Below are 24,032 nucleotides of genomic sequence, written 5' to 3' on the forward strand. Positions count from 1 at the left end.
CCCGGCCTTCTGCCTACTGGGTCAGTGGCTCGTCCCCGCCGTGGCCGGCGGCAGCTCGACCTGGACGCCCGGGTCGCCCGCGTCCGCCGTGTAGTCCTCCGGCTTCGTCTCGTCGATGCCCTCGGGGGCCTTGGCGGCCTTCAGGACGAAGGTCAGGACCACCGTCACCACCACGTTCAGCACGAACGCCGTGAGGCCGATGTAGCCGATCTCGCCGATGCCCGGGATCTCCTTCGCCGAACCGCCGAAGTGCTTCTGGGTCGGGGAAGCGACGCCGTACGCGGCAACCGTGCCGTAGATCATGCCGACGGCCCAGCCGGCCAGCAGGGCCCAGCGGTGGAACCAGCGTGTGAACAGGCCGCCGACCAGGGCCGGGAAGGTCTGCAGGATCCAGATGCCGCCCAGCAGCTGGAAGTTGATGGCGACCGTCTTGTCCATGGTGAGGACGAAGACCAGCGCGCCCACCTTCACCAGCAGGGACACGATCTTGGAGACCTTGGTCTCCTGTGCGGGCGTCGCGTCCGGCTTGATGAAGTCCTTGTAGATGTTGCGGGTGAAGAGGTTCGCAGCCGCGATCGACATGATCGCCGCCGGCACCAGCGCACCGATGCCGATCGCCGCGAAGGCGACGCCCGCGAACCAGGCGGGGAACATCGTCTCGAACAGCTGCGGAATCGCCAGCTGGCCGTTCTGCACCTTGATGCCGGCCGCGATCGCCATGAAGCCCAGCAGCGCCAGCAGGCCCAGCATCAGGGAGTACAGCGGCAGGATCGTGGTGTTGCGGCGGATCACCTCACGGCTGCGCGAGGACAGCGTCGCGGTGATCGAGTGCGGGTACATGAACAGCGCGAGCGCGGAGCCCAGCGCCAGCGTGGCGTACGTCCACTGCCCCGCCTCGGCCGGGACCAGCGAACCGCGCGGCGCGCCCGTGGCCGGGTTGGTCTGGCTGTACGCCTCGCCCGCCTTGGCGAAGATCTCGTCGAAGCCGCCGAGCTTGATCGGGATGTAGATGATCGCCACCGCGATGACGATGTAGATCAGCGTGTCCTTCACGAACGCGATCAGCGCGGGCGCGCGCAGGCCCGAGGAGTAGGTGTACGCGGCCAGCACACCGAACGCGATGAGCAGCGGCAGGTCCTTGATGAACCAGTTGGTGTTCTCACCGCCGCCGACGCCCATCACGTCCAGCACGGCCTGGATGCCGACCAGCTGGAGCGCGATGTACGGCATCGTCGCCAGGATGCCGGTGACGGCCACCGCCAGCGACAGGCTCTTCGAGCCGAAGCGACCGCGCACGAAGTCCGAGGTCGTCACATAGCCGTGCTTGTGGGAGACCGACCACAGGCGGGGCAGGAACGTGAAGATCAGGGGGTACACGAGGATCGTGTACGGCACGGCGAAGAAGCCGGCCGCGCCCGCCGCGTAGATCGCCGCGGGTACGGCGACGAAGGTGTACGCCGTGTACAGGTCGCCGCCGAGCAGGAACCAGGTGACCCAGGTGCCGAACGACCGGCCGCCCAGGCCCCATTCGTCGAGGCTGTTCTCGTTCTCGGCCTTGCGCCAGCGCGCGGCCAGGAAGCCCATGACCGTGACGGCCAGGAAGAAGAAGATGAAGACGCCGAGCGCGACGCCGTTCACGCCGTCGTTCACTGCGACGCACCGCCCTTCCGGGAGCCGCGGGCGCGCTGGTCACGCTGCCACAGCTTGTACGCGACCATGGTCAGCACCGTGGAGAGCAGGACCCACAGCATCTGGTACCAGTAGAAGAACGGGATGCCGGCGAACTCCGGATCGGTCTTGGCGTACGAACCGACCCACAACATCGCCACGAAGGGCGCGACGAGACAGAGGCCGATGACGACCCGTACGGGTGTCACCACCGGCTCTCTGTTCACTTCTGGGGCATCTGACATCTGACGGCTCCGTCCCCTCACTGATCACCTGAGAAACGCCCGGGCAATGTAGGTGACGGTGCAACGACAGCGGAAGACCCTGTCCGCATATCGGATGTGGAGGGTTGGTGTGCACGCCGACCGGGCGCTCAGCAGCAGCGGAACCCCTGGCGTGGATCTGCTTCCTGACGGTCCGTCCGCATCCGCTCGAAGTCGCGCCGGGAGGGCACTTCCGCGTCCGGGTGCTCATGCCGTACGTGGGTGACATAGCGGTCATATGCCGACTCGTCGGTCAACTCTCGCACGTACCAGCGCACACTACTGAACACCCGCCGAAGACTGACTGCTCGCCTCAGCGACCGCACGGCGTTCCTCCTCCTTCTCCTCCTTGGTCGGGAACAGCCCCGCCGGAGCCGTGATCTTCGACTCGACGTACGGCGCCTCGCTGAGCGTGGACAGCGCCGGGCGGCGCACGTGCCGGACGCAGACGCGGGTGGCGTCGACGATCACGACGACGATCAGGAGCGCGAGGACCGCGGTGAGGACGCCGTCCACCGTGGAGTTGGTGACCACGGTGTGCATGTCGTCCATGCTCTTGGCCGGCGGCAGGACCTCACCGCGGTCGATGGCGTCCTGGAACACCTGGCGCTGCTTGAAGAAGCCGACCTTCGGGTCGCTGGAGAAGACCTTCTGCCAGCTTGCGGTCAGCGTCACCGTCGCGTCCCAGGCGAGCGGAACCCCGGTGATCCAGGCCCACTTGAGGCGCCCCGACTTCACCAGCAGGGTCGTGCAGACGGCGAGGGCGACCGCCGCGAGCAGTTGGTTCGAGATGCCGAAGATCGGGAAGAGCTGGTTGATGCCGCCGAGGGGCTCGTGGACGCCCACCCACAGGAAGTAGCCCCACAGGCCGCACACCACGGCGCTGGTGATGAGCAGGCCGGGCTTCCAGCTGATGTTCCTGAAGGGCCGGTGGACGTTGCCCAGCATGTCCTGGAGCATGAAGCGGCCCACGCGGGTGCCGGCGTCCAGGGCGGTCAGGATGAACAGCGCCTCGAACATGATCGCGAAGTGATACCAGAAGGCACGCAGGCCGCCGCCGGTGACCTCGGAGAAGATCTCCGAGACGCCGATGGCGAGGGTGGGCGCACCGCCCGTACGGGAGAGCAGACTCGATTCCTCGACGTTCTCCGCCGCCCGCGCGAGCGCCTCCGGGGATATCTGGTAGCCCCAACTCCCCACGACCTGCGAGGCGTTCTGCACCGTGTCGCCGATGACGCCGGCGGGCGCGTTCATCGCGAAGTACAGGCCGGGGTCGATGATGCTTGCCGCCACCAGCGCCATCACGGCGACCGACGACTCCATCAGCATGGAGCCGTACCCGATCATCCGGACCTGCGTCTCCTTCTGGATCATCTTCGGCGTCGTACCGGAGGAGATCAGCGCGTGGAAGCCGGACAGCGCGCCGCAGGCGATGGTGATGAAGACGAAGGGGAAGAGCGAGCCCGCGAAGACCGGGCCGTCCCCGCGGGAGGCGAAGTCCGTCACAGGGTCCATCTTCAGCGTCGGCAGGGCGATGACGACGCCGAGGGCGAGCAGGAAGATCGTGCCGATCTTCATGAAGGTCGACAGGTAGTCGCGCGGCGCCAGCAGCATCCACACCGGCAGGATCGAGGCGATGAAGCCGTACGCCACCATCCAGACGACCAGCGTCGAGGGCGCGAGCGTGAAGGTGTCGGCCCACGACGACTCGGCCACCCAGCGGCCCGCGATCAGGGCGAACAGCAGCAGCGCGACGCCGATCAGCGAGACCTCGGCGACCCGGCCGGGACGCAGCACCCGCAGGTAGAAGCCCATCAGCAGGGCGATCGGGATCGTCATCGCGATGGAGAACGTGCCCCACGGGGACTGCGCGAGGGCGTTGACGATCACCAGGGCCAGCACGCCGAGCAGGATGATCATGATGACGAAGGTGGCCAGCAGCGCGGCCGCGCCGCCGAACGGGCCGATCTCCTCGCGCGCCATCTGGCCGAGCGAACGTCCGTCGCGGCGAGTGGAGAAGAAGAGCACCACCATGTCCTGGACCGCGCCCGCGAGGATGACGCCGACGATGATCCAGATCGTGCCGGGGAGATACCCCATCTGCGCGGCCAGGACCGGGCCGACCAGGGGTCCGGCGCCCGCGATCGCCGCGAAGTGGTGGCCGAGCAGGACACGGCGGTCGGTGGGGTGGAAGTCGATGCCGTTGTTGAGGCGTTCGGCCGGGGTGGCCCTGGTCCGGTCGACCTTGAGGACCTTGTACGCGATGAACTTGGCGTAGAAGCGGTAGGCGATGGCGTACGTGCCGAGGGCGGCGGCGACCATCCAGGCGGCGGAGACCTCCTCGCCGCGGGACAGTGCCAGCACGGTCCAGCCGGCGGCACCTACCAGCGCGACCAGGGTCCAGATGACGATGGTTCGGGGATTCGCGGTACGCACCGGGTGTTCCTCCCGTCCATGCGGCGACGGGAGGAACGTAGAGCAGGTTGGGGAGACGCGCTACACCGCGTGCGGGAGTTGTCGTCCCTTCACGTGCTGCCCCTCACGTGCGGTCCCTTCACCTTCCCGGGCGGGCTCAGTCCTGAGGCCGCTTGAGCCTCGCCACGAACTTGTAGCGGTCCCCGCGATAGACGGACCGTACCCACTCCACCGGCTGTCCGTCCCGGTCCAGCGAGTGCCGGGACAGCATCAGCATCGGCAGGCCCACGTCCGTGCCGAGCAGGCCGGCCTCGCGCGGGGTGGCCAGGGAGGTCTCGATGGTCTCCTCGGCCTCGGCGAGATGGACGTCGTAGACCTCGGCGAGCGCGGTGTAGAGGGAGGTGTACTTGACCAGGGACCTGCGCAGGGCCGGGAAGCGCTTGGCGCTCAGGTGGGTCGTCTCGATGGCCATCGGCTCGCCGTTCGCCATGCGCAGCCGCTCGATGCGCAGCACCCGGCCGCCGGCCGTTATGTCGAGGAGGCCGGCGAGGCGGTCGTCGGCGGTGATGTAGCCGATGTCCAGCAGCTGGGAGGTCGGCTCCAGGCCCTGGGCGCGCATGTCCTCGGTGTACGAGGTGAGTTGCAGGGCCTGCGAGACCTTCGGCTTGGCGACGAACGTGCCCTTGCCCTGGATGCGCTCCAGGCGACCCTCGACGACCAGTTCCTGCAGGGCCTGGCGCACGGTCGTGCGGGAGGTGTCGAACTCGGCGGCCAGCGTGCGCTCGGGCGGTACGGGGGTGCCGGGCGCCTGGGTCTCCGTCATGTCGAGAAGGTGCTTCTTCAGGCGGTAGTACTTGGGCACGCGGGCGGTACGGACGGTCGCGCCGTTCTCGTTCTCCGCACTGCTGACGTCGGTGCTCATGCTTCGCCTTCCCGGCTCCGGATGCGGGTCACATCGTGATCCCTTCTATATACCGTCGCCGCCTGATTTGGTCTAGTCCACAGTGCCAAGTGGTCTAGCGGACGAGAGTACTCCGGCATCGGTGTTTTCGCTGGCTTCTTACTTAAAGGTTCCTTCATATGTAGGTCGCATAACGGCTGGTCAGGCCCCATTCCATGCCCCTTGACACGCTTTCTGGTCTGGTCCAAGCTCCCCGTACTGGTCTACACCATTGGTCCAGGTCCCGGCCCAACGCTCGTGCGGGGAGGCAGGGGGGTTTGTGGCATCCCTGAGGAGGGTGGCGTGAAGCGCAAGCTGATATCCGCGATCGGTGTCGCGGGCATGATGATCTCCCTGGCGGCGTGCGGGGGCGACAACGGCGACGGCGGGGACAAGGCAGGGGCCGACGGTTACGCGGGCGAGACGCTCACGGTGTGGGTGATGGACGGCTCGTCCCCGGACCAGTGGCAGAAGGACGTCCAGGCCGCCTTCGAGAAGAAGACCAAGGCCAAGGTCAAGTTCGAGATCCAGCAGTGGAACGGCATCCAGCAGAAGCTGACCACCGCCCTGTCGGAGGAGAACCCGCCGGACGTCTTCGAGATCGGCAACACCCAGACCCCGGCCTACGCCAAGACCGGCGGCCTCGCCGACCTCGCCGACCTCAAGACCGGGATCGGCACCGACTGGGCCGAGTCCCTCAACGAGTCCTCCATCTACGACGGCAAGCAGTACGCCGCCCCGTGGTACTTCGCCAACCGCGTCGTCCTCTACAACAAGAAGGTCTGGGCCGAGGCGGGCATCAAGGACACCCCCAAGACCCGCGACGAGTTCTACGCCGACCTCAAGCAGATCGGCGAGAAGACCGACGCCGAGCCCATCTACCTGCCGGGCCAGAACTGGTACCACTTCGTCGGCCTGACCATCGGTGAGGGCGCCGAGCTGGTGAAGAAGGACGGCGACAAGTACGTCTCCAACCTCGACGACCCGAAGGTCGCCGCAGCCATGGAGACGTACAAGAAGTTCCAGGCGCTGTCCAAGGCGCCCAAGGACAAGGACGAGGCGACCCCGCAGCAGGCCGAGGTGTTCGCCAAGGGCAACGTCGGCGCCTTCATCGGCATGGGCTGGGAGGCCGGTACGGCGATCGCGGCCAACAAGAAGATCGAGCAGGACATCGGCTACTTCACCATCCCCGGTGCCACGGCCGACAAGCCCGAGGGTGTCTTCCTCGGTGGCTCCAACCTCGCGGTCGCCGCGGGCAGCAAGAAGCAGGAGCTCGCCAAGGAGTTCCTGAAGATCGCCCTGTCCGACCAGTACGAGGGCGAGCTCGCCAAGCAGAACGGCGTCATCCCGAACAAGGAGTCCCTGCAGAGCAACCTGAAGGGCAACGCCGTCGCCGAGGCCGCCGCGCCGGCCGCCGCGGGCGGTGGCACCACGCCGCTGATCCCGGAGTGGGCGGCCGTGGAGAACGCGCCCAACCCCGTCAAGACCTACATGACCGCCGTGCTGAACGGTAAGTCGCCGGCCGAGGCGGCCAAGCAGGTCGAGGACGAGCTCAACAAGCGTCTGGCTCAGCAGCAGTAGGGGCACCGGGTCGCGCCGGGGTGGGGGATGCGCGTGACGCCCCCCGCCCCGGCGACCGTACGCGGGTCCACGTACGCAGGCCCAGATACGCAGGCCGAGTGACGTAGGCCGAAACATGCAGGCCGAGAAGAGAGATCGCGAGCATGACCGTGCAGACCGAACGGCCGCCTTCCGGTCCGGTGGACGCAGTCGGGAAAGCCGAGAGCGGATCCGCGGGGCCGCGGCCCCGAGCCGCGTCCCGCCTCGGTGCGTTCACCCCGTACCTCCTGCTGCTGCCGGCTTGTGCGGCCACCGTGCTGCTGCTCGGCTGGCCGCTGGTGAAGGACGTCCTGCTGTCGTTCCAGAACCTCAACATGGCGCAGCTGATCCAGCACGTCACCGAGTGGAACGGCATCGACAACTACAAGGAGGTCCTCACCGGCGAGGACTTCTGGCGCGTGGCCCTGCGCTCGATCCTGTTCACGGCGGTCAACGTCGCCCTGATCATGGTCGTGGGCACCCTGGTCGGCCTGCTCCTCGCCCGCCTCGGCAAGCGGATGAGGGTCATGCTGCTGCTCGGGCTCGTGCTGGCCTGGGCGATGCCCGTGGTCGCCGCGAGCACCGTCTACCAGTGGCTGTTCGCGCAGCGCTTCGGTGTCGTCAACTGGGTGCTGGACAAGCTGGGCTGGCACTCCATGGCCGACTACAGCTGGACCAGCAGCCAGATGTCGACGTTCTTCGTGGTCACCCTGCTGATCGTCTGGATGTCGATCCCGTTCGTCGCGATCAACCTGTACGCGGCCACGACCACCATCCCGGGCGAGCTGTACGAGGCCGCCGCGCTCGACGGCGCGGGTGCCTGGAAGAGCTTCACCACGGTGACCATGCCCTTCCTGCGGCCGTTCCTCTACGCCACGACCTTCCTGGAGATCATCTGGGTCTTCAAGGCGTTCGTGCAGGTCTTCACCATCAACGGCGGCGGCCCCGACCGGCTCACCGAGATCCTCCCCGTCTACGCCTACATCGAGGGCGTCGGCAACCAGCACTACGGCATGGGCGCCGCGATCGCCGTCCTGACCATCCTGATCCTGCTCGGCCTGACCGCGTACTACCTCAGGATCGTGCTCAAGCAAGAGGAGGACGAGCTGTGAAGCGCTCTCTCTTCGGCCGCCTGTGGCCCAACATCACGGCCGTCGTCCTGTTCATCGGCTTCGTCTTCCCCGTGTACTGGATGTTCTCCACGGCCTTCAAGCCGACCGGCGACATCATCTCGGAGAACCCGGTGTGGTTCCCGACCGACATCACCTTCGACCACTTCGAGCGGGCGACCGGCGTCGACCACTTCTGGACGTACGTCACCAACTCACTGATCGTCACCCTGTGCGCGGTCGGCTTCGCCCTGGTCATCGCGCTGGCGGGCTCCTTCGCCCTGGCCCGGATGCGGTTCAAGGGGCGGCGCGGGTTCGTCATCGGCTTCATGATGGCCCAGATGGCGCCCTGGGAGGTCATGATCATCGCGATGTACATGATCGTGCGGGACGCGTCGATGCTGAACAGCCTCCTGCCGCTCACGGTCTTCTACATGATGATGATCCTGCCCTTCACCATCCTGACCCTGCGCGGCTTCGTCGCTGCGGTCCCCAGGGAGCTGGAGGAGGCCGCGATGGTCGACGGCTGCAGCCGCGCCCAGGCCTTCCGCAAGGTCATCCTGCCGCTGCTGGCGCCGGGCCTGATGTCCACGTCCCTGTTCGGCTTCATCACCGCATGGAATGAATTCCCCCTGGTCCTGGTGCTGAACAAGGAGGCCGAGGCGCAGACCCTGCCACTGTGGCTGTCCAGCTTCCAGACCGCCTTCGGCAACGACTGGGGCGCGACGATGGCTGCGTCCTCCCTCTTCGCCATCCCGATCCTGATCCTCTTCGTCTTCCTGCAGCGCAAGGCTGTCAGCGGCCTGACGGCCGGCGCCGTGAAGGGATAACGCCACCCGATGACGACTTTCGCCAGCGGCACCGACACACTGACGCGCGATGCCCTGACCGTCCTCCAGCCCGGATTCACCGGCACCACCGCCCCCGACTGGCTGCTGCGCCGCCTCGGCGAGGGCCTCGCCTCCGTCGGCCTGTTCGGCCGCAACATCGCCTCGCCCGAGCAACTGGCATCTCTGACGGCCCAGTTGCGTGCCGAGCGCGACGACGTCCTGGTCGCGATCGACGAGGAGGGGGGTGATGTGACGCGGCTGGAGGTGCGCACCGGTTCCAGCTTCCCGGGCAACCACGCGCTGGGCGCGGTGGACGACGTGGAGCTGACGCGGGAGGTGGCCTTCGAGATGGGCCGCCGCCTGGCAGCCTGCGGAGTGAACCTCAACTGGGCCCCGTCGGCCGACGTGAACTCCAACCCCTCGAACCCGGTCATCGGCGTACGTTCCTTCGGCGCCGACACCGCCCTGGTCGCCCGGCACACCGCGGCCTACGTCACCGGCCTGCAGTCCGCGGGCGTGGCGGCCTGCGCCAAGCACTTCCCCGGCCACGGGGACACGGCGGTCGACTCCCACCACTCGATGCCCCGCATCGACGCCGAGGCCTCGGTCCTGGCCGACCGGGAACTCTCCCCGTTCCGCGCGGCGATCGCCGCCGGCACGAGGGCCATGATGAGCGCGCACATCCTGGTTCCGGCCCTGGACCCCGACCACCCGGCAACCCTGTCCCGGCCCGTCCTGACCGACCTGCTGCGCGGCGAACTCGGCTACACCGGCCTGATCGTCACCGACGGCATGGAGATGCAGGCCATCGCCGCCACCTACGGCATCGAACGCGGCAGCGTCCTCGCCATCGCGGCCGGCGCCGACGCGATCTGCGTGGGCGGCGGCCTCGCCGACGACGAGACGGTACGCCGCCTGCGCGACGCCCTGGTCGCGGCGGTGCGCGCCGGCGAACTCCCCGAGGAACGGCTGGCGGAGGCGGCGCAACGGGTCCGCGAGCTGGCCGGCTGGACGGCCGGCGTCCCCGGTACCGAGGGTGAGGCGCGCCCGGACGTGGGCCTCGTCGCCGCCCGGCGCGCACTGAAGGTGACCGGCTCGGAGGGCTTCACCCCGCTCACCGAGGCGCCCTACGTCGCCGCGTTCACCCCCGTCGCGAACATCGCCGTCGGCGACGAGACCCCCTGGGGCGTCGCCGCCGAACTGGCCCGACTGCTCCCCGGCACCCAGACGGGCGGCTACGCGGGGGAGGAGGCGGGGCTGGAGGCGCTGCAGGCAGCGGCCGGCCGTCGCATGGTGGCCGTCGTCCGCGACGAGCACCGCCACCCCTGGATGGCAACGGCCCTCGACACCCTGCTGCGCTCCCGCCCGGACACGGTCGTCGTCGAAATGGGCGTCCCCCAGGCCAAAGCCCGCGGCGCCCTGCACATCGCCACGCACGGTGCGGCCCGCGTGTGCGGGCGTGCGGCAGCGGAGGTCATCGCCGGGGTGTGAGTCCCCCGAGGCCGACGCGTCCCCGTGACCCGCTCGTCCCCGTCCCGCTCGATGCCTGTGGTTGCACCTCCACTCCCGAATGTAGTACTTCTTATACATGAGCGAGCAGGTGCACAACAGGTTGGCGATGGTGCGTGCCGAACGCAAGGTGTCGCGCCAGAGCCTGGCCGAGGCAGTGGGAGCCCACTACCAGACCATCGGCTACATCGAGCGGGGGCAGTACAACCCGAGCCTCGACCTGGCACTGAAGATCGCGAAGTTCTTCGGACTGCCGGTCGAGGCGCTGTTCTCCCTCGATCCGTTCCGGCCGCTCACGGACGAGGTCTACGGGAGGAAACAGTCATGACGACGACGCGGCTGACGCGCTACGACCGGAGCATGCTGCGGTTGATGAACGACCCCCGAGGACGCCCGCTGTACGCCACGACCACGCGTCGCCGACTGGTCGTCGCCGCGCACGTCGCACTCACCGTGGCCATCGGGGCGCTGACCACGTACTTCTCCCTCTCGTCGACGGAGCCGATGTGGGCCGTCATCGCCGCGGCAGTGCTGATGCTGCCGTGGATGGTGGCGACAGGCGTGATCAACGGCGCCACCCGGGGCCTGCTCGAACTGCGCGAACGCGCCCTCGACGAGCGGCAGTCGGCCGAACGCAGGCGTGTGCTCGCCCGCGCCCACCGCGCGATGACCAGCCTGCTGCTCGCGGCCGTGGTCGGCCTGCTGACGGCGGGCGCCGCAGACGGCGACGCCCTGCGCGTCTACGCGGCGCCCGTCCTCGCCGCGGTCCTCGCGGCCCACTGGCTGATGCCGCTGTGGGTGGCCGGCCTCACCGCTCAGGACGAGCCGACCGATGACGAGCCGACCGAGGACGAGACGGCCATCTTCTAGCCCTGACGCATGTCCGGCGAGCGCACGGCGGGTCCCCTGTCCCCGGGTGCCCGCCGCGCGCATGCCCGGCCCGTGCGGCGCCTAAATCCCCTGCCACTCGGGCTTGTTGGCGTAGGTGTGCCGGAAGTAGTCGGCCAGCTTCAGCTTGGACGCGGCAGCGTCGTCGACGACGACCGTGGCGTGCGGGTGCAGTTGCAGGGCCGAGGCCGGGCACACGGCCGCGATCGGCCCCTCGACGGTCGCGGCGACCGCGTCCGCCTTGCCCTCACCGGTGGCGAGCAGCACCAGGTGCCGCGCCTCCAGGATCGTCCCGATCCCCTGGGTGATGACGTGGTGCGGCACCTGCTCGATGTCCCCGTCGAAGAACCGCGCGTTGTCGACCCGGGTCTGCTCCGTCAGCGTCTTGATCCGGGTCCTCGACGCAAGCGAGGAGCACGGCTCGTTGAACCCGATGTGCCCGTCGGTCCCGATCCCGAGCAACTGCAGGTCCACACCCCCCGCTTCGGCCAGCGCCGCGTCATACGCCTCGCACGCCCCAGGCACGTCCTCGGCCGTACCGTCCGGCCCCATGAACGCGTCCATCCCGATCCCGAGCGGCTCCAGCACCTCACGGCGCAGCACCGACCGGTACGACTCCGGGTGCTCGGCCGGCAGCCCCACATACTCGTCGAGCTGCGCGATCCGCGCCCGCGAGGCATCGGCGGCGCCGGAGCGCACCTTGGCCGAGAGCGCCGCGTAGATGGGCAGTGGCGTCGACCCGGTGGCCACGCCGAGCAGGGCGTCGGGCTTGCGCCGCAGTAGCTGGGCCATGGCCTCGGCTATCAGCTCGCCACCCGCCTTGGCGTCCGGAACGATGACAACTTCCACGCTGGGCCTGCCGATCTGAAGTAGGACTCGAAGGGCACCCTGAAGGGGCATGTGGTTTAGACCAATCTAACAGAGCGAGGCTACGGGGCCCAGGTGAACGCAAGTCCCGTGGACATTTCGGCTCCCCGTCGGGCAGGCGTCATTGCCCGTGGGGGAGTGGAATGGAGACTGTCCGCCGGAAGCGACAGGCGCCATGCCCGGCAGCGGGCGCGAGAGCAGGGAGGGTCCCATGACCACCACGACCCCGTACCCTCCCGACCCGCACGCCCCTCACAACGAACTCCCCGGCCGGATCATGGCCCGCGAGATGGCCGAACAGCCCGCAGTGCTGCGCCGGATCCTGTCCCAGGGCGCCCCCGCCATCCGCCGCGTCGCCCAGGAGATCGCCGCCCGCGCGCCCCGCTTAGTCCTGCTCACCGCCCGCGGCACCTCCGACCACGCCGCGCTCTACGCCAAGTACCTCCTGGAGATCCGCCTTGGCCTGCCCTGCGGCCTGACCTCCATGTCGACCACCACCGCCTACGGCGCACGTCCCGACCTCACCGACGTCCTGGTCATCGCCGTGAGCCAGTCCGGCGGCTCCCCGGACCTCGTCGCCTCGACCCGGGCCGCCCGCGAGGCCGGCGCGATCACGCTCGCGGTGACCAACAACCCCGACTCCCCGCTGGCCGCCGTCTCCGAGTACCACCTCGACGTCATGGCCGGACCGGAGAGGGCCCTGCCCGCGACCAAGACCTATACGGCCTCCCTTCTCGCCCTGTACCTCTTCGTCGAAGGTCTGCGCGGCGGTGACGGCACCCCCGCCATGGCGCTGCCGGATCTCGCCGAGCAACTGCTCGCCCGGCAGGACGAGGTGCGCACCCTCGCCGCCCGCTACCGCTTCGCCGAACGCATGGTGATCACCTCCCGCGGCTACGGCTACCCCACGGCCAAGGAAGCCGCCCTCAAGCTCATGGAGACCAGCTACATCCCGGCCCTCGCCTACTCAGGCGCCGACCTGCTGCACGGCCCGCTCGCCATGGTCGACAACGTCTCGCCGGTCATCGCGGTCGTCACCGACGGCAAGGGCGGCGAGGTGCTCCAGCCCGTCCTCGACCGGCTCCGCGGCCGTGGCGCCGACCTGGTCGTCATCGGCGCCCGGCACCAGGTCGAGCAGGCCTCGGCCGGTTTCGTCCTGCCCACCGAGGGCGTCGCCGAGGAACTCCAGCCGATCCTGGAGATCCTCCCGCTCCAGCTCCTGGCCTACGAGGTCACCATCGCCCGAGGCCAGGACCCGGACGCGCCGCGGGCACTGGCGAAGGTGACGGAGACGCGCTGACTAGTGCAGGCTCAGCAGCGAGCCCCCGGTCGCGTCGATGTGCTGCCCCGTGACCCAGCGTGAGTCGGCCGACGCCAGGAAGGCCACCACGTCGGCCACGTCGGACGACGTACCTACGCGTTTGAAGACCGAGACGGCCTCGGCGTGCCCGCGTATGCCGGGGTCGGCGAGTGCGGCGCTCGTCAGGTCCGTGTCGATGAAGCCGGGCCCGACGGAGTTGGCGGTGATACCGCGCGGTGCCAACTCGGCAGCGAGTGAGCGGGTCAGGGTGGTGACCGCGCCCTTGGCCATGTGGGTGGCGGCTATGGGGGCGATGGCGTAGTCCGTGGCGGCCGTGACATTGATGATCCGGCCGTGGTCGCGCAGGCGTCCGAGACCGTGCTTGACGATGAAGAACGGTGCCTTCGCGTTGACCGCCTGCGTACGGTCGTACGCCTCCTCGTCCGTCTCCCCGATGGTCGCGAAGACGGCCATGCCCGCGTTGTTCACCAGGATGTCCACGCCCAGCGCATGCCTGTCGAAGGCCTCCCAGAGAGTCTCGGCGTCACCGGGCACGCCCAGTTCGGCGCGAACCGCGAACGCGCTGCCGCCCGCCGTCTCGATCGAAGCGACCGTCTCCTTCGCCGCCGCCTCGTTACTGCCGTAGTGCACGGCGACCCGTGCCCCGTCGTGTGCCAGTCGTTCGGCGATCGCTCGTCCGATCCCCCTGCTCGCCCCCGTGACCAGTGCCGTCCTGCCCGCAAGCACGCCCATGCCGACGCCCCCCCTCGCAATTCCCTAGCGGTCGCTACAGAAAGAACGTACAACAGCCCGCCGCCGTTTCTCTAGTGCTCGCTATAAAATGCACTCCATGGTGAGCAGCGAGGCGACGACGGGGACCGGGGCGGAGGCGCGGCCTACGGCGAAGACGCGCGGACGGCCCCGTTCCTTCGACCGGGAAACCGCCCTGGAGAAGGCGATCCTGGCCTTCTGGGAGCGCGGTTACGAGGCGACGTCCGTCTCGGATCTCACCCGCGCCATGGACATCGGCGCCCCGAGTCTGTACGCGGCCTTCGGCGACAAGCGCTCGCTCTTCGATGAGGTCGTCCGCGTCTACACCTCGCGCTACGCCTCGTTCGCGGACCGCGCCCTCGCCGAGGAGCCCACCTCCCGGGCGGCCGTCGAGCGGACCCTGCGAGAGGCCGCCGGCGTCTACACGGATCCCGGCCATCCGCAGGGCTGCCTCATCGCCCACGCGGCCATCAACTGCACGACCCCGGAGGTGGCCGACTCGCTGCGCGACCGGCGCAACGCCACTATCGGTGCCATCCGCAGCCGTATCGAAGCAGACATCGCCACCGGCGCCCTCCCCGCCGGCGTCAACGCCCCCGCCCTCGCCCGGCACGCCGGCGCAATGATCCAGGGCATGTCACAACAGGCGCGCGACGGGGCGAGCCGGGAGGAACTGGAGGCACTTGCGGAAATTGCCATGGCCAACTGGCCTCGCACATGAACCCACACGGGTTAGGCTGCGTGGTGGATGGTAGGGCGTCCCGCTGGTCCTCCAGTTGGTTCGGAGCCCGCGAAGAAGCGCCAACAGCAAACACCCTCCAACGCATGGACACACCAGAGTGGTCTAGTCCACAATGCGAAGGAGTGCGTAGTACTAGAACGCACCGACTTCCGTCTTCCCCGCACAGGAAGGCGGACCGAGGAACCGGAGCTCTCTGCCCTGACTGCCCCGGCTCCTCATCCTTCGGCCGACCGGGACCGCACACCCCACGGCCGATGTTGCTCCGGGCTGCGGTGCCGGGAGGGCTGAGGGTCCCTCTCAGGCGCCGCGGCCCGCGGGTGTTTTCAGGGCCGTATCGCCTCCCGTAGTGGCTGGTTTCCAGCCATGTCCGTACCGCCAGGTACGCTCGGCCACGTGCCCTCCATGAACGAACTCGTACGCCAGCACACGGCCCTCGACGACTCCGACCTCGAGTGGCTCCACCTGCTGGTCTCGGAGTGGCAGCTGCTCTCCGACCTCTCCTTCGCCGACCTCGTCCTGTGGGTCCCCACCCGCGACGGCACCCGCTATGTCTCCGTGGCGCAGATGCGGCCCAACACCGGCCCGACCTCGTACCAGGACGACATGGTCGGCCACCTCGTCCCGCGCGGCCGCCGTCCGATGCTGGACGCCGCGCTCGACGAGGGCCGGATCGTGCGGGAGGGCGACCCCGAGTGGCGCGAGGAGGTCCCGGTCCGCGTCGAGTCGATTCCCGTACGACGTGACGGGCGCGTCCTCGGCGTCATCGCGCGCAACACCAACCTGCTGACCGTGCGCACCCCGAGCCGCCTTGAGCTGACGTACCTCCAGAGTGCCTCGGATCTCGCGCAGATGATCGCGGCCGGATCGTTCCCGTTCGCCAACCAGCAGGTCGACATGGACGCCTCGCCCCGCGTCGGCGACGGTCTGATCCGCGTCGACGCCGACGGCATCGTCCAGTACGCCTCCCCGAACGCACTGTCGGCCTACCACCGCCTCGGCCTCGCCGCCGACCTCGTCGGCCATCACCTCGGCAAGACCACCGCCGAACTCGCCCCGACGCAGGGACCGGTGGACGAGGCGCTGGCCAAGGTCGCCAGCGGCTGGGCACCGCGCGAGTTCGAGATCGAGTCCGGTGACGGTGTGATCCAGTTCCGTTCGATCCCGCTCAAACCCAAGGGCACGCGCATCGGTTCGCTGGTGCTGCTCCGGGACGTCACCGAACTGCGCCGCCGCGAGCGCGAGTTGATCACCAAGGACGCGACCATCCGGGAGATCCACCACCGCGTCAAGAACAACCTCCAGACGGTGGCGGCCCTGCTGCGCCTCCAGGCCCGCCGCATCGAGTCCGACCGCGGCCGCGAGGCCCTCGAAGAGGCGGTACGGCGGGTCGGGTCGATCGCGATCGTGCACGAGACGCTCTCCCAGAACCTCGACGAGCGCGTGGAGTTCGACGACATCGCCGACCGGGTGCTGGCGATGGTCGCCGAGATCTCACCCGGCAAGGTCGCCGGCCGGCGCACCGGCCGCTTCGGCATCCTGGACGCGGAGGTCGCCACCCCGCTGTCGATGGTCCTGACCGAGATCCTCCAGAACGCGCTGGAGCACGGCTTCCGCGAGGGCGACACCGGCACGGTCGAGGTCTCGGCCGTCCGCGGCGGTACGACGAAGCAGGTCCGCCTTCTGGTCACGGTCCAGGACGACGGCGTGGGCCTCCCCGAGGGCTTCGACCCGCACACCGCCGGCAACCTCGGCCTGCAGATCGTACGGACGCTGGTGGAGGGCGAGTTGGGCGGCACGTTCGACATGGTCCAGGCACCGGAGCGGGGGACCAGGGTGATCCTGGACATCCCGGTTCGGGCGCACAAGTAGGCCGCGCAAGTAAGGCGCACAAGTAGGCCGCGCGAGTAGGGGTGGACAGCAAAGAGCCCTGGACCATCCGGTCCAGGGCCAGTGCTCGTTGCTGCTCTGTGTTGCTAAGCGCATCGGGGGTACTGCGCGCTGCGGCTCGGGGGCGGGAGATGCGTACTCGCTGTACGCGCCGCCAAGCTCAGGCTGTTTGCGGGGCGGGTGTTGTCAGGCGGAGGCCTGACGGGCCCGGTTGCGGGCGGCACGGCGCTTCATGGCGCGACGCTCGTCCTCGCTGAGACCACCCCAGACGCCGGAGTCCTGGCCGGACTCGAGCGCCCACTGCAGACACTGATCCATAACGGGGCAGCGACGGCAGACGGCCTTGGCTTCCTCGATCTGCAGCAGCGCAGGACCGGTGTTGCCGATGGGGAAGAAGAGCTCGGGGTCTTCCTCGCGGCAAACGGCGTTGTGACGCCAGTCCATGGCTGCTACCTCTCCTTGGTATTACGTGCTGATTTGCTTGTGAATGTGAACGCTTTCACGAATCCCTCAACAAGTGAAGGGCCGAACGCCAGGTTCCCTGGCGAGGTCCTGTGATTTGAAGAGGGGTTCCGGTGATCAGTGGAGGCCGGTCTTGCGGGCCGTCCCGATCGCCACGTAGAGACTCGCAAACCTCAGCGACGGATACAACCCCTTCCGGAAAGTTTTTTTTGATTCCTCGGTGTCGACTAGGTCACAGCCGTACTTCCATGGGGTGGATCCTGGCCTAAACGTTCGAGTGAAAGGACTTTAGCCCGTTCCGCTCACACAATCACACGCAGTGCACGGCGTACGCCTGTGAACGTCACGCTCGTACGCAGCCCCAGGTGGTCGCCGTCCATCTGAAGGGGCAAAGGGACCTTCGAATGCAAGGTGAACTGGTCCAGGTCGTGGAGCGTGACCGCATGCCTGCCATGGGCTCCGCGCTCGGGGGACGAAGTGAGCAACTGGGTTGCATACCGGGCAACCGCGACCGTGGACATACGGCTGAGACCGAGCACGTCGAGGCCGGTATCGAACGAGGCCTTAGGTGCCGCGTACACCGGGCGATTGCCCAGATACGTCCACGGAGCGGTGTTGCAGATTATGGACAGCACCAAATCGGTCACCGGATCCTGCCCCGGCCGCTCCAGTGTGATAGTGCCGTGCCGGCGGTTGGGCTCGTGCAGGAACTGGCGTACCACCTGGCGCAGATAAAGGGCGTGCGTGGACCTTTTGCCGCGCTCGCGCTGCTGCTCGACCCGGCCGACGACGCCGGCGTCGAAGCCGAGGCCCGCACAGAAGGTGAACCATCTGTCGGGTACGGCTTCGTCCTCCGTGCCCGGGGTGCCGGCCGCTATGCCCATTCCGACCGTACGTTCGCTGCCTTCGCGCAGGGCGTCGAGCAGGGCGCCGGTCGCCTCCACGGCGTCGTTGGGCAGGCCGAGGGCACGGGCGAAGACGTTGGTGGAGCCGCCGGGGACAACGGCGAGGCGGGGGAGACGGTCCGGGTCGGGGCCGTTGTGCAACAGTCCGTTGACGACCTCGTTCACGGTGCCGTCGCCGCCGAGGGCGACGACCAGGTCGACGTCGTCGCTCTCCGCCGCCTGCCGGCCCAGGTCACGCGCGTGGCCGCGGTACTCGGTGGTGACGGCCTCCAGCTTCATCTCGCTGGCGAGCGCGTGGATCAGGACGTCGCGCGTACGTGCGCTTGTGGTGGTTGCTGCCGGATTGACCACGAGAAGTGCACGCATGACTGGCAGCGTACCTACTGGGGGGTACCGGGCACAGGTCGAGGTTGGGATCTAGTAAGAGATGAGGCGTGAGTCTCGACACGGGGGACTGCCATCGGCTTGGCCGTGGGTTTGGGTGCCGTCGGGTTCTTTGGCGGCGGCGTTGCTGTGGGGCCCGCTGTGGGCTGCCGCCCCCGGGCCCCCGCTTCAGCCCTTGAGGGGCCTCGTCCTCAAACGCCGGACGGGCTGGTTGATGGGCTGGTTGATGCCGACCGGCGCCGGGCAAGAGCCTCCCTCTCCGAACGCGATATCGCGGAGGGCTACCCTTCAAGGGTGACCAAGGAGCAGACCCCCACCACCCCGGAAACCGCCGGTCCGCGTCCGCGGCGGCTGACGTATGCCGCGGTACTGACCGCGCTGGAAGGGCTGGCGCTGACCGTCGGGGGTGTCTGGGTGCTGGTGCTGGGACTCACCGGGGATCCGGACGATCGGCAGCAGGCCGTCACCCTGGGCGTGACGCTGGTCGTCCTCGCCCTGCTGCCGCTGCTCGCCGCGCGAGGGCTGTTCGCTCAGCGCAGCTGGAGCCGGGGGCCGTCCGTCATCACACAGATCATGGCGCTGCCGGTGGCCTACAGCCTGCTGCAGGCCGACAGCATTGCGATCCCGGCGGGCATCGCGATCGCTGCGGTCGCGATCGCCACGCTCGTGTTCCTGATCAACCCGGCGACCACCCAGGCCCTCGGTATCCGGGGGCCCGGCAGCGCACCGGATCAGAAGTAGCCGACGGCTCTCAGGGAGCCGTTACTCCTCCACCAGCAGCTTCTCCCGCAGCTGCGCCAGCGTGCGGGCCAGCAGGCGGGACACGTGCATCTGGGAGATGCCGACCTCCTGCGCGATCTGCGACTGGGTCATGTTGCCGAAGAAGCGCAGCAGCAGGATCCGCTTCTCGCGGGGCGGGAGATCTTCGAGCAGCGGCTTCAGCGACTCGCGGTACTCGACGCCCTCCAGTGCCTCGTCCTCCGCGCCGAGGGTGTCCGCGACCGCAGGGGACTCGTCGTCCGTGTCGGGGACGTCCAGGGACAGCGTGGAGTACGCGTTGGCGGACTCCAGGCCCTCCAGGACCTCCTCCTCCGAGATTGCCAGCTTCTCGGCGAGTTCGTGGACGGTCGGGGAGCGCCCGTGCTGCTGGGACAGCTCGGCCGTGGCCGTCGTCAGGGCGAGGCGCAGCTCCTGGAGACGCCGCGGCACCCGCACCGCCCAGCCCTTGTCGCGGAAGTGCCGCTTGATCTCGCCGACGACCGTCGGGGTCGCGTACGTCGAGAACTCGACGCCACGCTCCGGGTCGAACCGGTCGACCGACTTGATCAGACCGATGGTGGCGACCTGGGTGAGGTCGTCGAGCGGCTCGCCGCGGTTGCGGAAGCGGCGCGCGAGGTGCTCGACGAGCGGCAGGTGCATACGGACCAGCTTGTTGCGCAGGTCCGCGTACTCCGGGCTGCCGTCCTGCAGCTTGCGCAGCTCGACGAACATGGCGCGCGCTCCGCTGCGGTCCTGAGGGTGGTGCTGCGTGGCCTGCACGCTGTGCGCGCTCATCGCCTCGTCCTCGGCGTTTCGCTGGTGCTCGCTCATCGTCCCGCCCGTTGCCCTCTCCCGAGCCCTCGCCCCCGCGCGGACCGGGGAGACCCCGGCCCGCCCGCCCGGAGGCGCGCCCTGCACGGCGCCTTCGTCATCCCGTCCGTCGGCCAGGAAGCCGGCCTCCGCGGAGTTGTCCTCCGGGTGCGGCCGGGCCTGCTCGGGGATGCCGTCGATGCCGTCCGCCATGCGGCGGGAACCGCTCTGACCGCTCGGGCCCACTCCCGGGTTCTCGGCTCCGTCCGAGCAGGGGGCAGCGCCGTCCGGCAGCTCCCGTGTGCCGCGCTCTTCGTCCCGCACCGGCCCGTCCCCGTTCCTCACGCCGGCCCGGGTCCCGCGCCGCGCTGTTTGTAGAGGCTGATCGAAACGGTTTTGTCCTCGTCCACGGCAGAGGAGACCTTGCCCGCGAGGGCCGAGAGCACGGTCCAGGCGAAGGTGTCCCTGGAGGGGGCGTGGCCGTCCGTGGTCGGGGCCGAGACGGTGACCTCGAGCGAGTCGTCGACGAGTCGGAAGACACAGCTGAGCACCGAGCCGGGCACGGCCTGCTGGAGCAGGATCGCGCAGGCCTCGTCCACCGCGATGCGCAGGTCCTCGATCTCGTCGAGGGTGAAGTCCAAACGGGCCGCGAGGCCGGCAGTCGCCGTACGCAGCACCGACAGGTAGGCACCCGCAGCCGGCAGCCGGACTTCCACGAAGTCCTGGGTCGCGGGCTCGCCTGCGATCTGGGACACCCTCACCTCCAAGGTGGTACAAGCTTCTCGGGGCCGAGGGTCGCCCCCCGGGGTAACGCGATGTGTGGTTCAGCGGTGACGCTATCGCGCTCTGAACTTTCCTGTCCCCAGGACCCCAACCCCTTGCTGTCACTCATAGTAAACACACGGATACGCTCCGTGGCTAGGGGGTCTGCGGGCCCAATTGGGAAGAGCGCGCGCCGGTTTGACGTACCCAGGCGTCAGACGGTCGAACCGTCCGGATCCTCGGTTGTCCAGCGTACGTCCCCGTCACACGAGTACGTGGTCGACGAAGCACCAGCGCCAGAGTTCGCCGGGCTCGAACGTCCGCATGATCGGGTGGCCGGACTCCTTGTGGTGCTCCGTGGCGTGCCGTCCCGGCGACGAGTCGCAGCAGCCGACGTGACCGCAGGTGAGGCAGAGCCGCAGCTGAACCGGGTGCCAGCCCTCTGCCAGACACTCGGGACATGTCTCGTTGAGCGGGCCGGGTTCCGGGTGCGGCAGCGCGTCGGCGTGCGTGCACTGTTTCATGATTGCCAGGTTACGACGGCCGCGCGCACGACGGCGCGGAAAATCGAGGGCGGGCCGCGACGACGATGCACGAGGGCGAGGGTGGGCGAGGCGTATGGACGTGATGCCACTGCTGTTGCTGGTGGCCGGGAGTGCCGCCGTTGCCGCGGCCGCTCGGCGGGCGCCCGTGCCGGCGCCGCTGCTGCTGGTCGCCGTCGGCCTCCTCGTGTCGTACCTGCCCGGCGTCCCCGAGTACACCCTCGACCCGCACGTCGTCCTGCCGCTGGTGCTGCCCCCGCTGCTGCACAGCGCGGCGACGGACAGTTCGTATCTCGATCTGCGGGCTCAGTTGCGACCCGTGATGCTGCTGTCGGTCGGGTACGTGCTGTTCGCGACCTTCGCCGTCGGCTGGATCGCGTATCTCGTCGTGCCGGGTCTTCCGCTGACCGCGGCGCTGGTGCTGGGCGCGGTGGTGGCGCCGCCGGACGCGGTCGCCGCGACGGCGGTCGCGCGCCGGGTGGGGCTGCCGTCCCGGATCACCACGATCCTGCAGGGCGAGTCCCTGGTGAACGACGCCACCGCGATCACCGCCTATCGCGTGGCGCTCGCTGCGGCCGTCGGTGAGGGTGCCACCTGGGCCGGCGGCATCGGCGAGTTCCTGCTCGCGGCGTTCGGCGGCATCGGCATGGGCCTGGTGCTGATGGTGCCGATCCACTGGCTGCGCACCCACGTGAAGGAGGCGCTGCTGCAGAACACCCTCTCGCTCCTGATCCCGTTCGTCGCGTACGCGGCGGCCGAGCAGGTGCACGCCTCCGGAGTGCTGGCGGTCGTGGTCGTGGCCCTGTACCTGGGACACCGCGCGTGGGAGGTCGACTTCGCCACCCGGCTCCAGGAGGAGGCCGTGTGGAGGATGGTCGCGTTCGTACTGGAGTCGGCGGTGTTCGCCCTGATCGGACTGCAACTGCCGGTGGTGCTCAAGGGCCTTGGCGAGTACGAGGGCAGCCGCGCCGCCTGGTACGCGTTCGCCGTCTTCGCGGTGGTCGTCGCCTCGCGCTTCGTGTGGGTCTACCCGGCGACCTTCCTTCCGCGCATACTGTCGGCGCGGATCCGGAAACGCGAGGAGAACCCGACCTGGAAGGGCGCGTTCGTCGTCTCCTGGGCCGGCATGCGAGGCGTGGTGTCGCTGGCCATCGCCTTCTCGATCCCGCTCACGATGCACGGCGGCGAGCCGTTCCCCGAGCGCAACCTCATCCTCTTCCTGACCTTCACCACGGTCATCGGCACGCTGGTCGTCCAGGGCGTGACCCTGCCGCCGCTGATCCGCCTGCTGAAACTCCCCGGCCGTGACATCCAGGCCGAGACTCTCGCGGAGGCCAACGCCCAGGCGCAGGCCTCCCGCGCCGCCGAACGACGGCTGGAGGAACTCCTCTCCGACGACCGCAACGCCCTCCCCGAGGCCCTCGCAGACCGTCTGCGGGCCGTCCTGGAACGCCGCCGCAACTCCGTCTGGGAACGCCTCGGCCAGGCCAACCCCATCACCGGCGAGTCCGTCGACGACACCTACCGCCGCCTGTCCCGCGAGGTGATCGGCACCGAACGAGAGGTGTTCGTGAAACTGCGGGACGGCCGCTTCATCGACGACGAGATGCTGCGGACCATGCTGCGCAGGCTGGACCTGGAGGAGGCGGCGGCCTATCGCGAGGCAGGCTGAGCGCCGAACGGAGCCCCGGTGACAACGGCGGCCACCGTCGCCCCACGGGCGAAGGCCCCCTCCTCCACCAACACCACAAGCCCATACAGCAACTTGGCGACATAGAGACGCTCGACAGCCATCCCATGCCGCTCCTCGAAATCCTCGGCGAAGGCGTCGAGCTCAGCAGTCGTACGGGCAAACCCCCCGAAGTGGAACCGCTCGTCAAGCCGCCAATCACCCCGCGGCCCTCCGAACGCCTCCGTCTGCAGCCCCCGTACCTCATCACCCAGAAAGCCACCCTTGAGCACGGGCACACCCAGAGCGCGCTGCCCGGGCCCCAGCCCTGCGGCCAGCCCCGCCAGCGTCCCGCCCGTCCCACAGGCGATGCCGACCACGTCGGCCTGCCCCCGCAACTCCTCCCCGAGCGCCCGGCACCCCCGTACGGCAAGGGCATTGCTCCCGCCCTCCGGCACGACGTACGCCCCCTCCGCACCCGCCGCGCGCAGAATGCCCGACAACGTCTCCGGCTCGGCCTTGCGGCGATAAGTCGCTCTGTCGATGAAATGCAGCCGCATACCGTCGGCCACACACCGCTCCAACGACGGATTGAGGCGCCGCTCACCGAGTTCCTGGCCCCGCACCACACCAACCGTGCTCAGCCCCAGCAGCCGCCCCGCGGCGGCGGTGGCACGCAAATGGTTGGAGTAGGCGCCACCGAAGGTCACCACCGTGCGCCCGCCCGCCGCCGTCAGATTCGGCACAAGCTTGCGCCACTTGTTGCCGACCAACTCCGGATGGATCAGATCGTCCCGCTTCAGGACCAGCCGTACACCGCCCCGCCCGAACCGCGCGTCCACGACCTCCTGCACCGGCGAGGGAAGCCGGGGCCGCAGATCGGTCACGAAGTCGAGGTGGTTCACCAGGCCATTGTCGCCCGGCCGGCCGCCGGGGGCAGCGACGGGCCGC

The 24,032-nt window shown here is 69.0% G+C and carries 24 protein-coding genes; 11 read left to right on the forward strand and 13 right to left on the reverse strand.

Annotated elements, in window-relative coordinates; translation table 11 throughout:
* Positions 1-21: 21 nt before the first annotated feature.
* The 5 genes from mctP to ACZ7L5_RS21410 all read right to left on the reverse strand — a co-directional run bounded on the left by mctP (position 22) and on the right by ACZ7L5_RS21410 (position 5,268).
* On the reverse strand, positions 22-1,650 hold the full coding sequence (gene mctP, locus ACZ7L5_RS21390; RefSeq protein ID WP_328879402.1) for a monocarboxylate uptake permease MctP: 1,629 nt from the start codon (positions 1,648-1,650) through the stop codon (positions 22-24).
* The gene (locus ACZ7L5_RS21395) at positions 1,647-1,913 is read right to left on the reverse strand and encodes a DUF3311 domain-containing protein (RefSeq protein ID WP_363035318.1); all 267 of its coding nucleotides are present in this window, start codon (positions 1,911-1,913) and stop codon (positions 1,647-1,649) included. The genes mctP and ACZ7L5_RS21395 overlap by 4 nt, the downstream gene beginning before the upstream one ends.
* Positions 1,914-2,041: 128 nt before the next feature.
* Complete coding sequence (locus tag ACZ7L5_RS21400; protein ID WP_328879400.1) at positions 2,042-2,221, reverse strand: YbdD/YjiX family protein; 180 nt, start codon at positions 2,219-2,221, stop codon at positions 2,042-2,044.
* Complete coding sequence (locus ACZ7L5_RS21405) at positions 2,211-4,367, reverse strand: carbon starvation CstA family protein (protein ID WP_363035320.1); 2,157 nt, start codon at positions 4,365-4,367, stop codon at positions 2,211-2,213. The genes ACZ7L5_RS21400 and ACZ7L5_RS21405 overlap by 11 nt, the downstream gene beginning before the upstream one ends.
* Positions 4,368-4,503: 136 nt before the next feature.
* Positions 4,504-5,268 (reverse strand): GntR family transcriptional regulator, encoded by a 765-nt coding sequence (locus ACZ7L5_RS21410; protein WP_471518346.1) that lies wholly within the window; start codon positions 5,266-5,268, stop codon positions 4,504-4,506.
* A 321-nt stretch (positions 5,269-5,589) separates the two neighbouring features.
* Here ACZ7L5_RS21410 and ACZ7L5_RS21415 point away from each other — a divergent pair, with 321 nt between their 5' ends.
* The 6 genes from ACZ7L5_RS21415 (at position 5,590) to ACZ7L5_RS21440 (ending at position 11,203) form a co-directional block, all read left to right on the forward strand.
* Positions 5,590-6,867 (forward strand): extracellular solute-binding protein, encoded by a 1,278-nt coding sequence (locus tag ACZ7L5_RS21415; RefSeq protein ID WP_471518347.1) that lies wholly within the window; start codon positions 5,590-5,592, stop codon positions 6,865-6,867.
* 143 nt (positions 6,868-7,010) lie between these two features.
* Complete coding sequence (locus tag ACZ7L5_RS21420; protein ID WP_363035324.1) at positions 7,011-7,997, forward strand: carbohydrate ABC transporter permease; 987 nt, start codon at positions 7,011-7,013, stop codon at positions 7,995-7,997.
* Complete coding sequence (locus tag ACZ7L5_RS21425; RefSeq protein WP_471518348.1) at positions 7,994-8,824, forward strand: carbohydrate ABC transporter permease; 831 nt, start codon at positions 7,994-7,996, stop codon at positions 8,822-8,824. The genes ACZ7L5_RS21420 and ACZ7L5_RS21425 overlap by 4 nt, the downstream gene beginning before the upstream one ends.
* A gap of 9 nt (positions 8,825-8,833) precedes the next feature.
* Positions 8,834-10,315, forward strand: coding sequence for a glycoside hydrolase family 3 protein (locus ACZ7L5_RS21430; RefSeq protein ID WP_471518349.1), 1,482 nt, complete (start codon positions 8,834-8,836; stop codon positions 10,313-10,315).
* A 97-nt stretch (positions 10,316-10,412) separates the two neighbouring features.
* Positions 10,413-10,661 (forward strand): helix-turn-helix transcriptional regulator, encoded by a 249-nt coding sequence (locus ACZ7L5_RS21435; protein ID WP_328423586.1) that lies wholly within the window; start codon positions 10,413-10,415, stop codon positions 10,659-10,661.
* Positions 10,658-11,203, forward strand: a complete 546-nt coding sequence (locus ACZ7L5_RS21440; RefSeq protein ID WP_471518350.1) for a hypothetical protein — start codon at positions 10,658-10,660, stop codon at positions 11,201-11,203. Before ACZ7L5_RS21435 ends, ACZ7L5_RS21440 begins: the two co-directional genes overlap by 4 nt.
* Before the next feature lie 81 nt (positions 11,204-11,284).
* Here the strand turns inward: ACZ7L5_RS21440 and nagB are convergent, their stop codons facing one another.
* Positions 11,285-12,070 carry a glucosamine-6-phosphate deaminase gene (gene nagB, locus ACZ7L5_RS21445; RefSeq protein ID WP_471518351.1) on the reverse strand — a complete coding sequence of 262 codons (786 nt, stop codon included), beginning with the start codon at positions 12,068-12,070 and terminating at the stop codon, positions 11,285-11,287.
* 229 nt (positions 12,071-12,299) lie between these two features.
* Here nagB and ACZ7L5_RS21450 point away from each other — a divergent pair, with 229 nt between their 5' ends.
* Positions 12,300-13,388, forward strand: coding sequence for an SIS domain-containing protein (locus ACZ7L5_RS21450; RefSeq protein WP_471518352.1), 1,089 nt, complete (start codon positions 12,300-12,302; stop codon positions 13,386-13,388).
* On the opposite strand, the gene ACZ7L5_RS21455 is transcribed toward ACZ7L5_RS21450, so the two are convergent.
* Complete coding sequence (locus tag ACZ7L5_RS21455) at positions 13,389-14,141, reverse strand: SDR family oxidoreductase (RefSeq protein ID WP_471518353.1); 753 nt, start codon at positions 14,139-14,141, stop codon at positions 13,389-13,391.
* Between the two features lie 97 nt (positions 14,142-14,238).
* Here ACZ7L5_RS21455 and ACZ7L5_RS21460 point away from each other — a divergent pair, with 97 nt between their 5' ends.
* Positions 14,239-14,880, forward strand: a complete 642-nt coding sequence (locus ACZ7L5_RS21460) for a TetR/AcrR family transcriptional regulator (RefSeq protein WP_471518354.1) — start codon at positions 14,239-14,241, stop codon at positions 14,878-14,880.
* 414 nt (positions 14,881-15,294) lie between these two features.
* A complete protein-coding gene (locus ACZ7L5_RS21465) occupies positions 15,295-16,770 on the forward strand; it encodes a sensor histidine kinase (RefSeq protein ID WP_471518355.1) in 1,476 nt (491 codons plus the stop codon).
* A gap of 204 nt (positions 16,771-16,974) precedes the next feature.
* On the opposite strand, the gene ACZ7L5_RS21470 is transcribed toward ACZ7L5_RS21465, so the two are convergent.
* Positions 16,975-17,232, reverse strand: coding sequence for a WhiB family transcriptional regulator (locus ACZ7L5_RS21470; RefSeq protein ID WP_006142322.1), 258 nt, complete (start codon positions 17,230-17,232; stop codon positions 16,975-16,977).
* Positions 17,233-17,552: 320 nt separating this feature from the next.
* A complete protein-coding gene (locus ACZ7L5_RS21475; RefSeq protein WP_471518356.1) occupies positions 17,553-18,521 on the reverse strand; it encodes a diacylglycerol/lipid kinase family protein in 969 nt (322 codons plus the stop codon).
* 312 nt (positions 18,522-18,833) lie between these two features.
* Here ACZ7L5_RS21475 and ACZ7L5_RS21480 point away from each other — a divergent pair, with 312 nt between their 5' ends.
* Positions 18,834-19,280 (forward strand): hypothetical protein, encoded by a 447-nt coding sequence (locus tag ACZ7L5_RS21480; RefSeq protein ID WP_471518357.1) that lies wholly within the window; start codon positions 18,834-18,836, stop codon positions 19,278-19,280.
* Between the two features lie 21 nt (positions 19,281-19,301).
* On the opposite strand, the gene ACZ7L5_RS21485 is transcribed toward ACZ7L5_RS21480, so the two are convergent.
* From ACZ7L5_RS21485 to ACZ7L5_RS21495, 3 genes are all read right to left on the reverse strand, one after another.
* Entirely contained in the window at positions 19,302-20,432 is a 1,131-nt protein-coding gene (locus ACZ7L5_RS21485) for an RNA polymerase sigma factor SigF (RefSeq protein ID WP_471518478.1), read from the reverse strand.
* Positions 20,433-20,449: 17 nt separating this feature from the next.
* Positions 20,450-20,863, reverse strand: coding sequence for an ATP-binding protein (locus tag ACZ7L5_RS21490; RefSeq protein ID WP_004925829.1), 414 nt, complete (start codon positions 20,861-20,863; stop codon positions 20,450-20,452).
* Positions 20,864-21,133: 270 nt separating this feature from the next.
* On the reverse strand, positions 21,134-21,394 hold the full coding sequence (locus tag ACZ7L5_RS21495; protein WP_328879385.1) for a UBP-type zinc finger domain-containing protein: 261 nt from the start codon (positions 21,392-21,394) through the stop codon (positions 21,134-21,136).
* 94 nt (positions 21,395-21,488) lie between these two features.
* Here ACZ7L5_RS21495 and ACZ7L5_RS21500 point away from each other — a divergent pair, with 94 nt between their 5' ends.
* Positions 21,489-23,084 carry a Na+/H+ antiporter gene (locus ACZ7L5_RS21500; RefSeq protein WP_471518358.1) on the forward strand — a complete coding sequence of 532 codons (1,596 nt, stop codon included), beginning with the start codon at positions 21,489-21,491 and terminating at the stop codon, positions 23,082-23,084.
* On the opposite strand, the gene ACZ7L5_RS21505 is transcribed toward ACZ7L5_RS21500, so the two are convergent.
* Positions 23,066-23,986, reverse strand: coding sequence for a 1-aminocyclopropane-1-carboxylate deaminase/D-cysteine desulfhydrase (locus tag ACZ7L5_RS21505; protein ID WP_471518359.1), 921 nt, complete (start codon positions 23,984-23,986; stop codon positions 23,066-23,068). The genes ACZ7L5_RS21500 and ACZ7L5_RS21505 overlap by 19 nt on opposite strands.
* Positions 23,987-24,032: the final 46 nt, after the last annotated feature.

This window comes from Streptomyces sp. NPDC107528 (assembly GCF_055639295.1).

Excerpts from the sequence above, each read along its gene's own strand:
- ACZ7L5_RS21395 (WP_363035318.1), bottom strand. The coding sequence starts at position 1,913 with ATGTCAGATGCCCCAGAAGTGAACAGAGAGCCGGTGGTGACACCCGTA.
- ACZ7L5_RS21410 (WP_471518346.1), bottom strand. The coding sequence starts at position 5,268 with ATGAGCACCGACGTCAGCAGTGCGGAGAACGAGAACGGCGCGACCGTC.
- ACZ7L5_RS21420 (WP_363035324.1), top strand. The coding sequence starts at position 7,011 with ATGACCGTGCAGACCGAACGGCCGCCTTCCGGTCCGGTGGACGCAGTC.
- ACZ7L5_RS21430 (WP_471518349.1), top strand. The coding sequence starts at position 8,834 with ATGACGACTTTCGCCAGCGGCACCGACACACTGACGCGCGATGCCCTG.
- ACZ7L5_RS21435 (WP_328423586.1), top strand. The coding sequence starts at position 10,413 with ATGAGCGAGCAGGTGCACAACAGGTTGGCGATGGTGCGTGCCGAACGC.
- ACZ7L5_RS21440 (WP_471518350.1), top strand. The coding sequence starts at position 10,658 with ATGACGACGACGCGGCTGACGCGCTACGACCGGAGCATGCTGCGGTTG.
- ACZ7L5_RS21450 (WP_471518352.1), top strand. The coding sequence starts at position 12,300 with ATGACCACCACGACCCCGTACCCTCCCGACCCGCACGCCCCTCACAAC.
- ACZ7L5_RS21455 (WP_471518353.1), bottom strand. The coding sequence starts at position 14,141 with ATGGGCGTGCTTGCGGGCAGGACGGCACTGGTCACGGGGGCGAGCAGG.
- ACZ7L5_RS21460 (WP_471518354.1), top strand. The coding sequence starts at position 14,239 with ATGGTGAGCAGCGAGGCGACGACGGGGACCGGGGCGGAGGCGCGGCCT.
- ACZ7L5_RS21470 (WP_006142322.1), bottom strand. The coding sequence starts at position 17,232 with ATGGACTGGCGTCACAACGCCGTTTGCCGCGAGGAAGACCCCGAGCTC.
- ACZ7L5_RS21475 (WP_471518356.1), bottom strand. The coding sequence starts at position 18,521 with ATGCGTGCACTTCTCGTGGTCAATCCGGCAGCAACCACCACAAGCGCA.
- ACZ7L5_RS21495 (WP_328879385.1), bottom strand. The coding sequence starts at position 21,394 with ATGAAACAGTGCACGCACGCCGACGCGCTGCCGCACCCGGAACCCGGC.
- ACZ7L5_RS21500 (WP_471518358.1), top strand. The coding sequence starts at position 21,489 with ATGGACGTGATGCCACTGCTGTTGCTGGTGGCCGGGAGTGCCGCCGTT.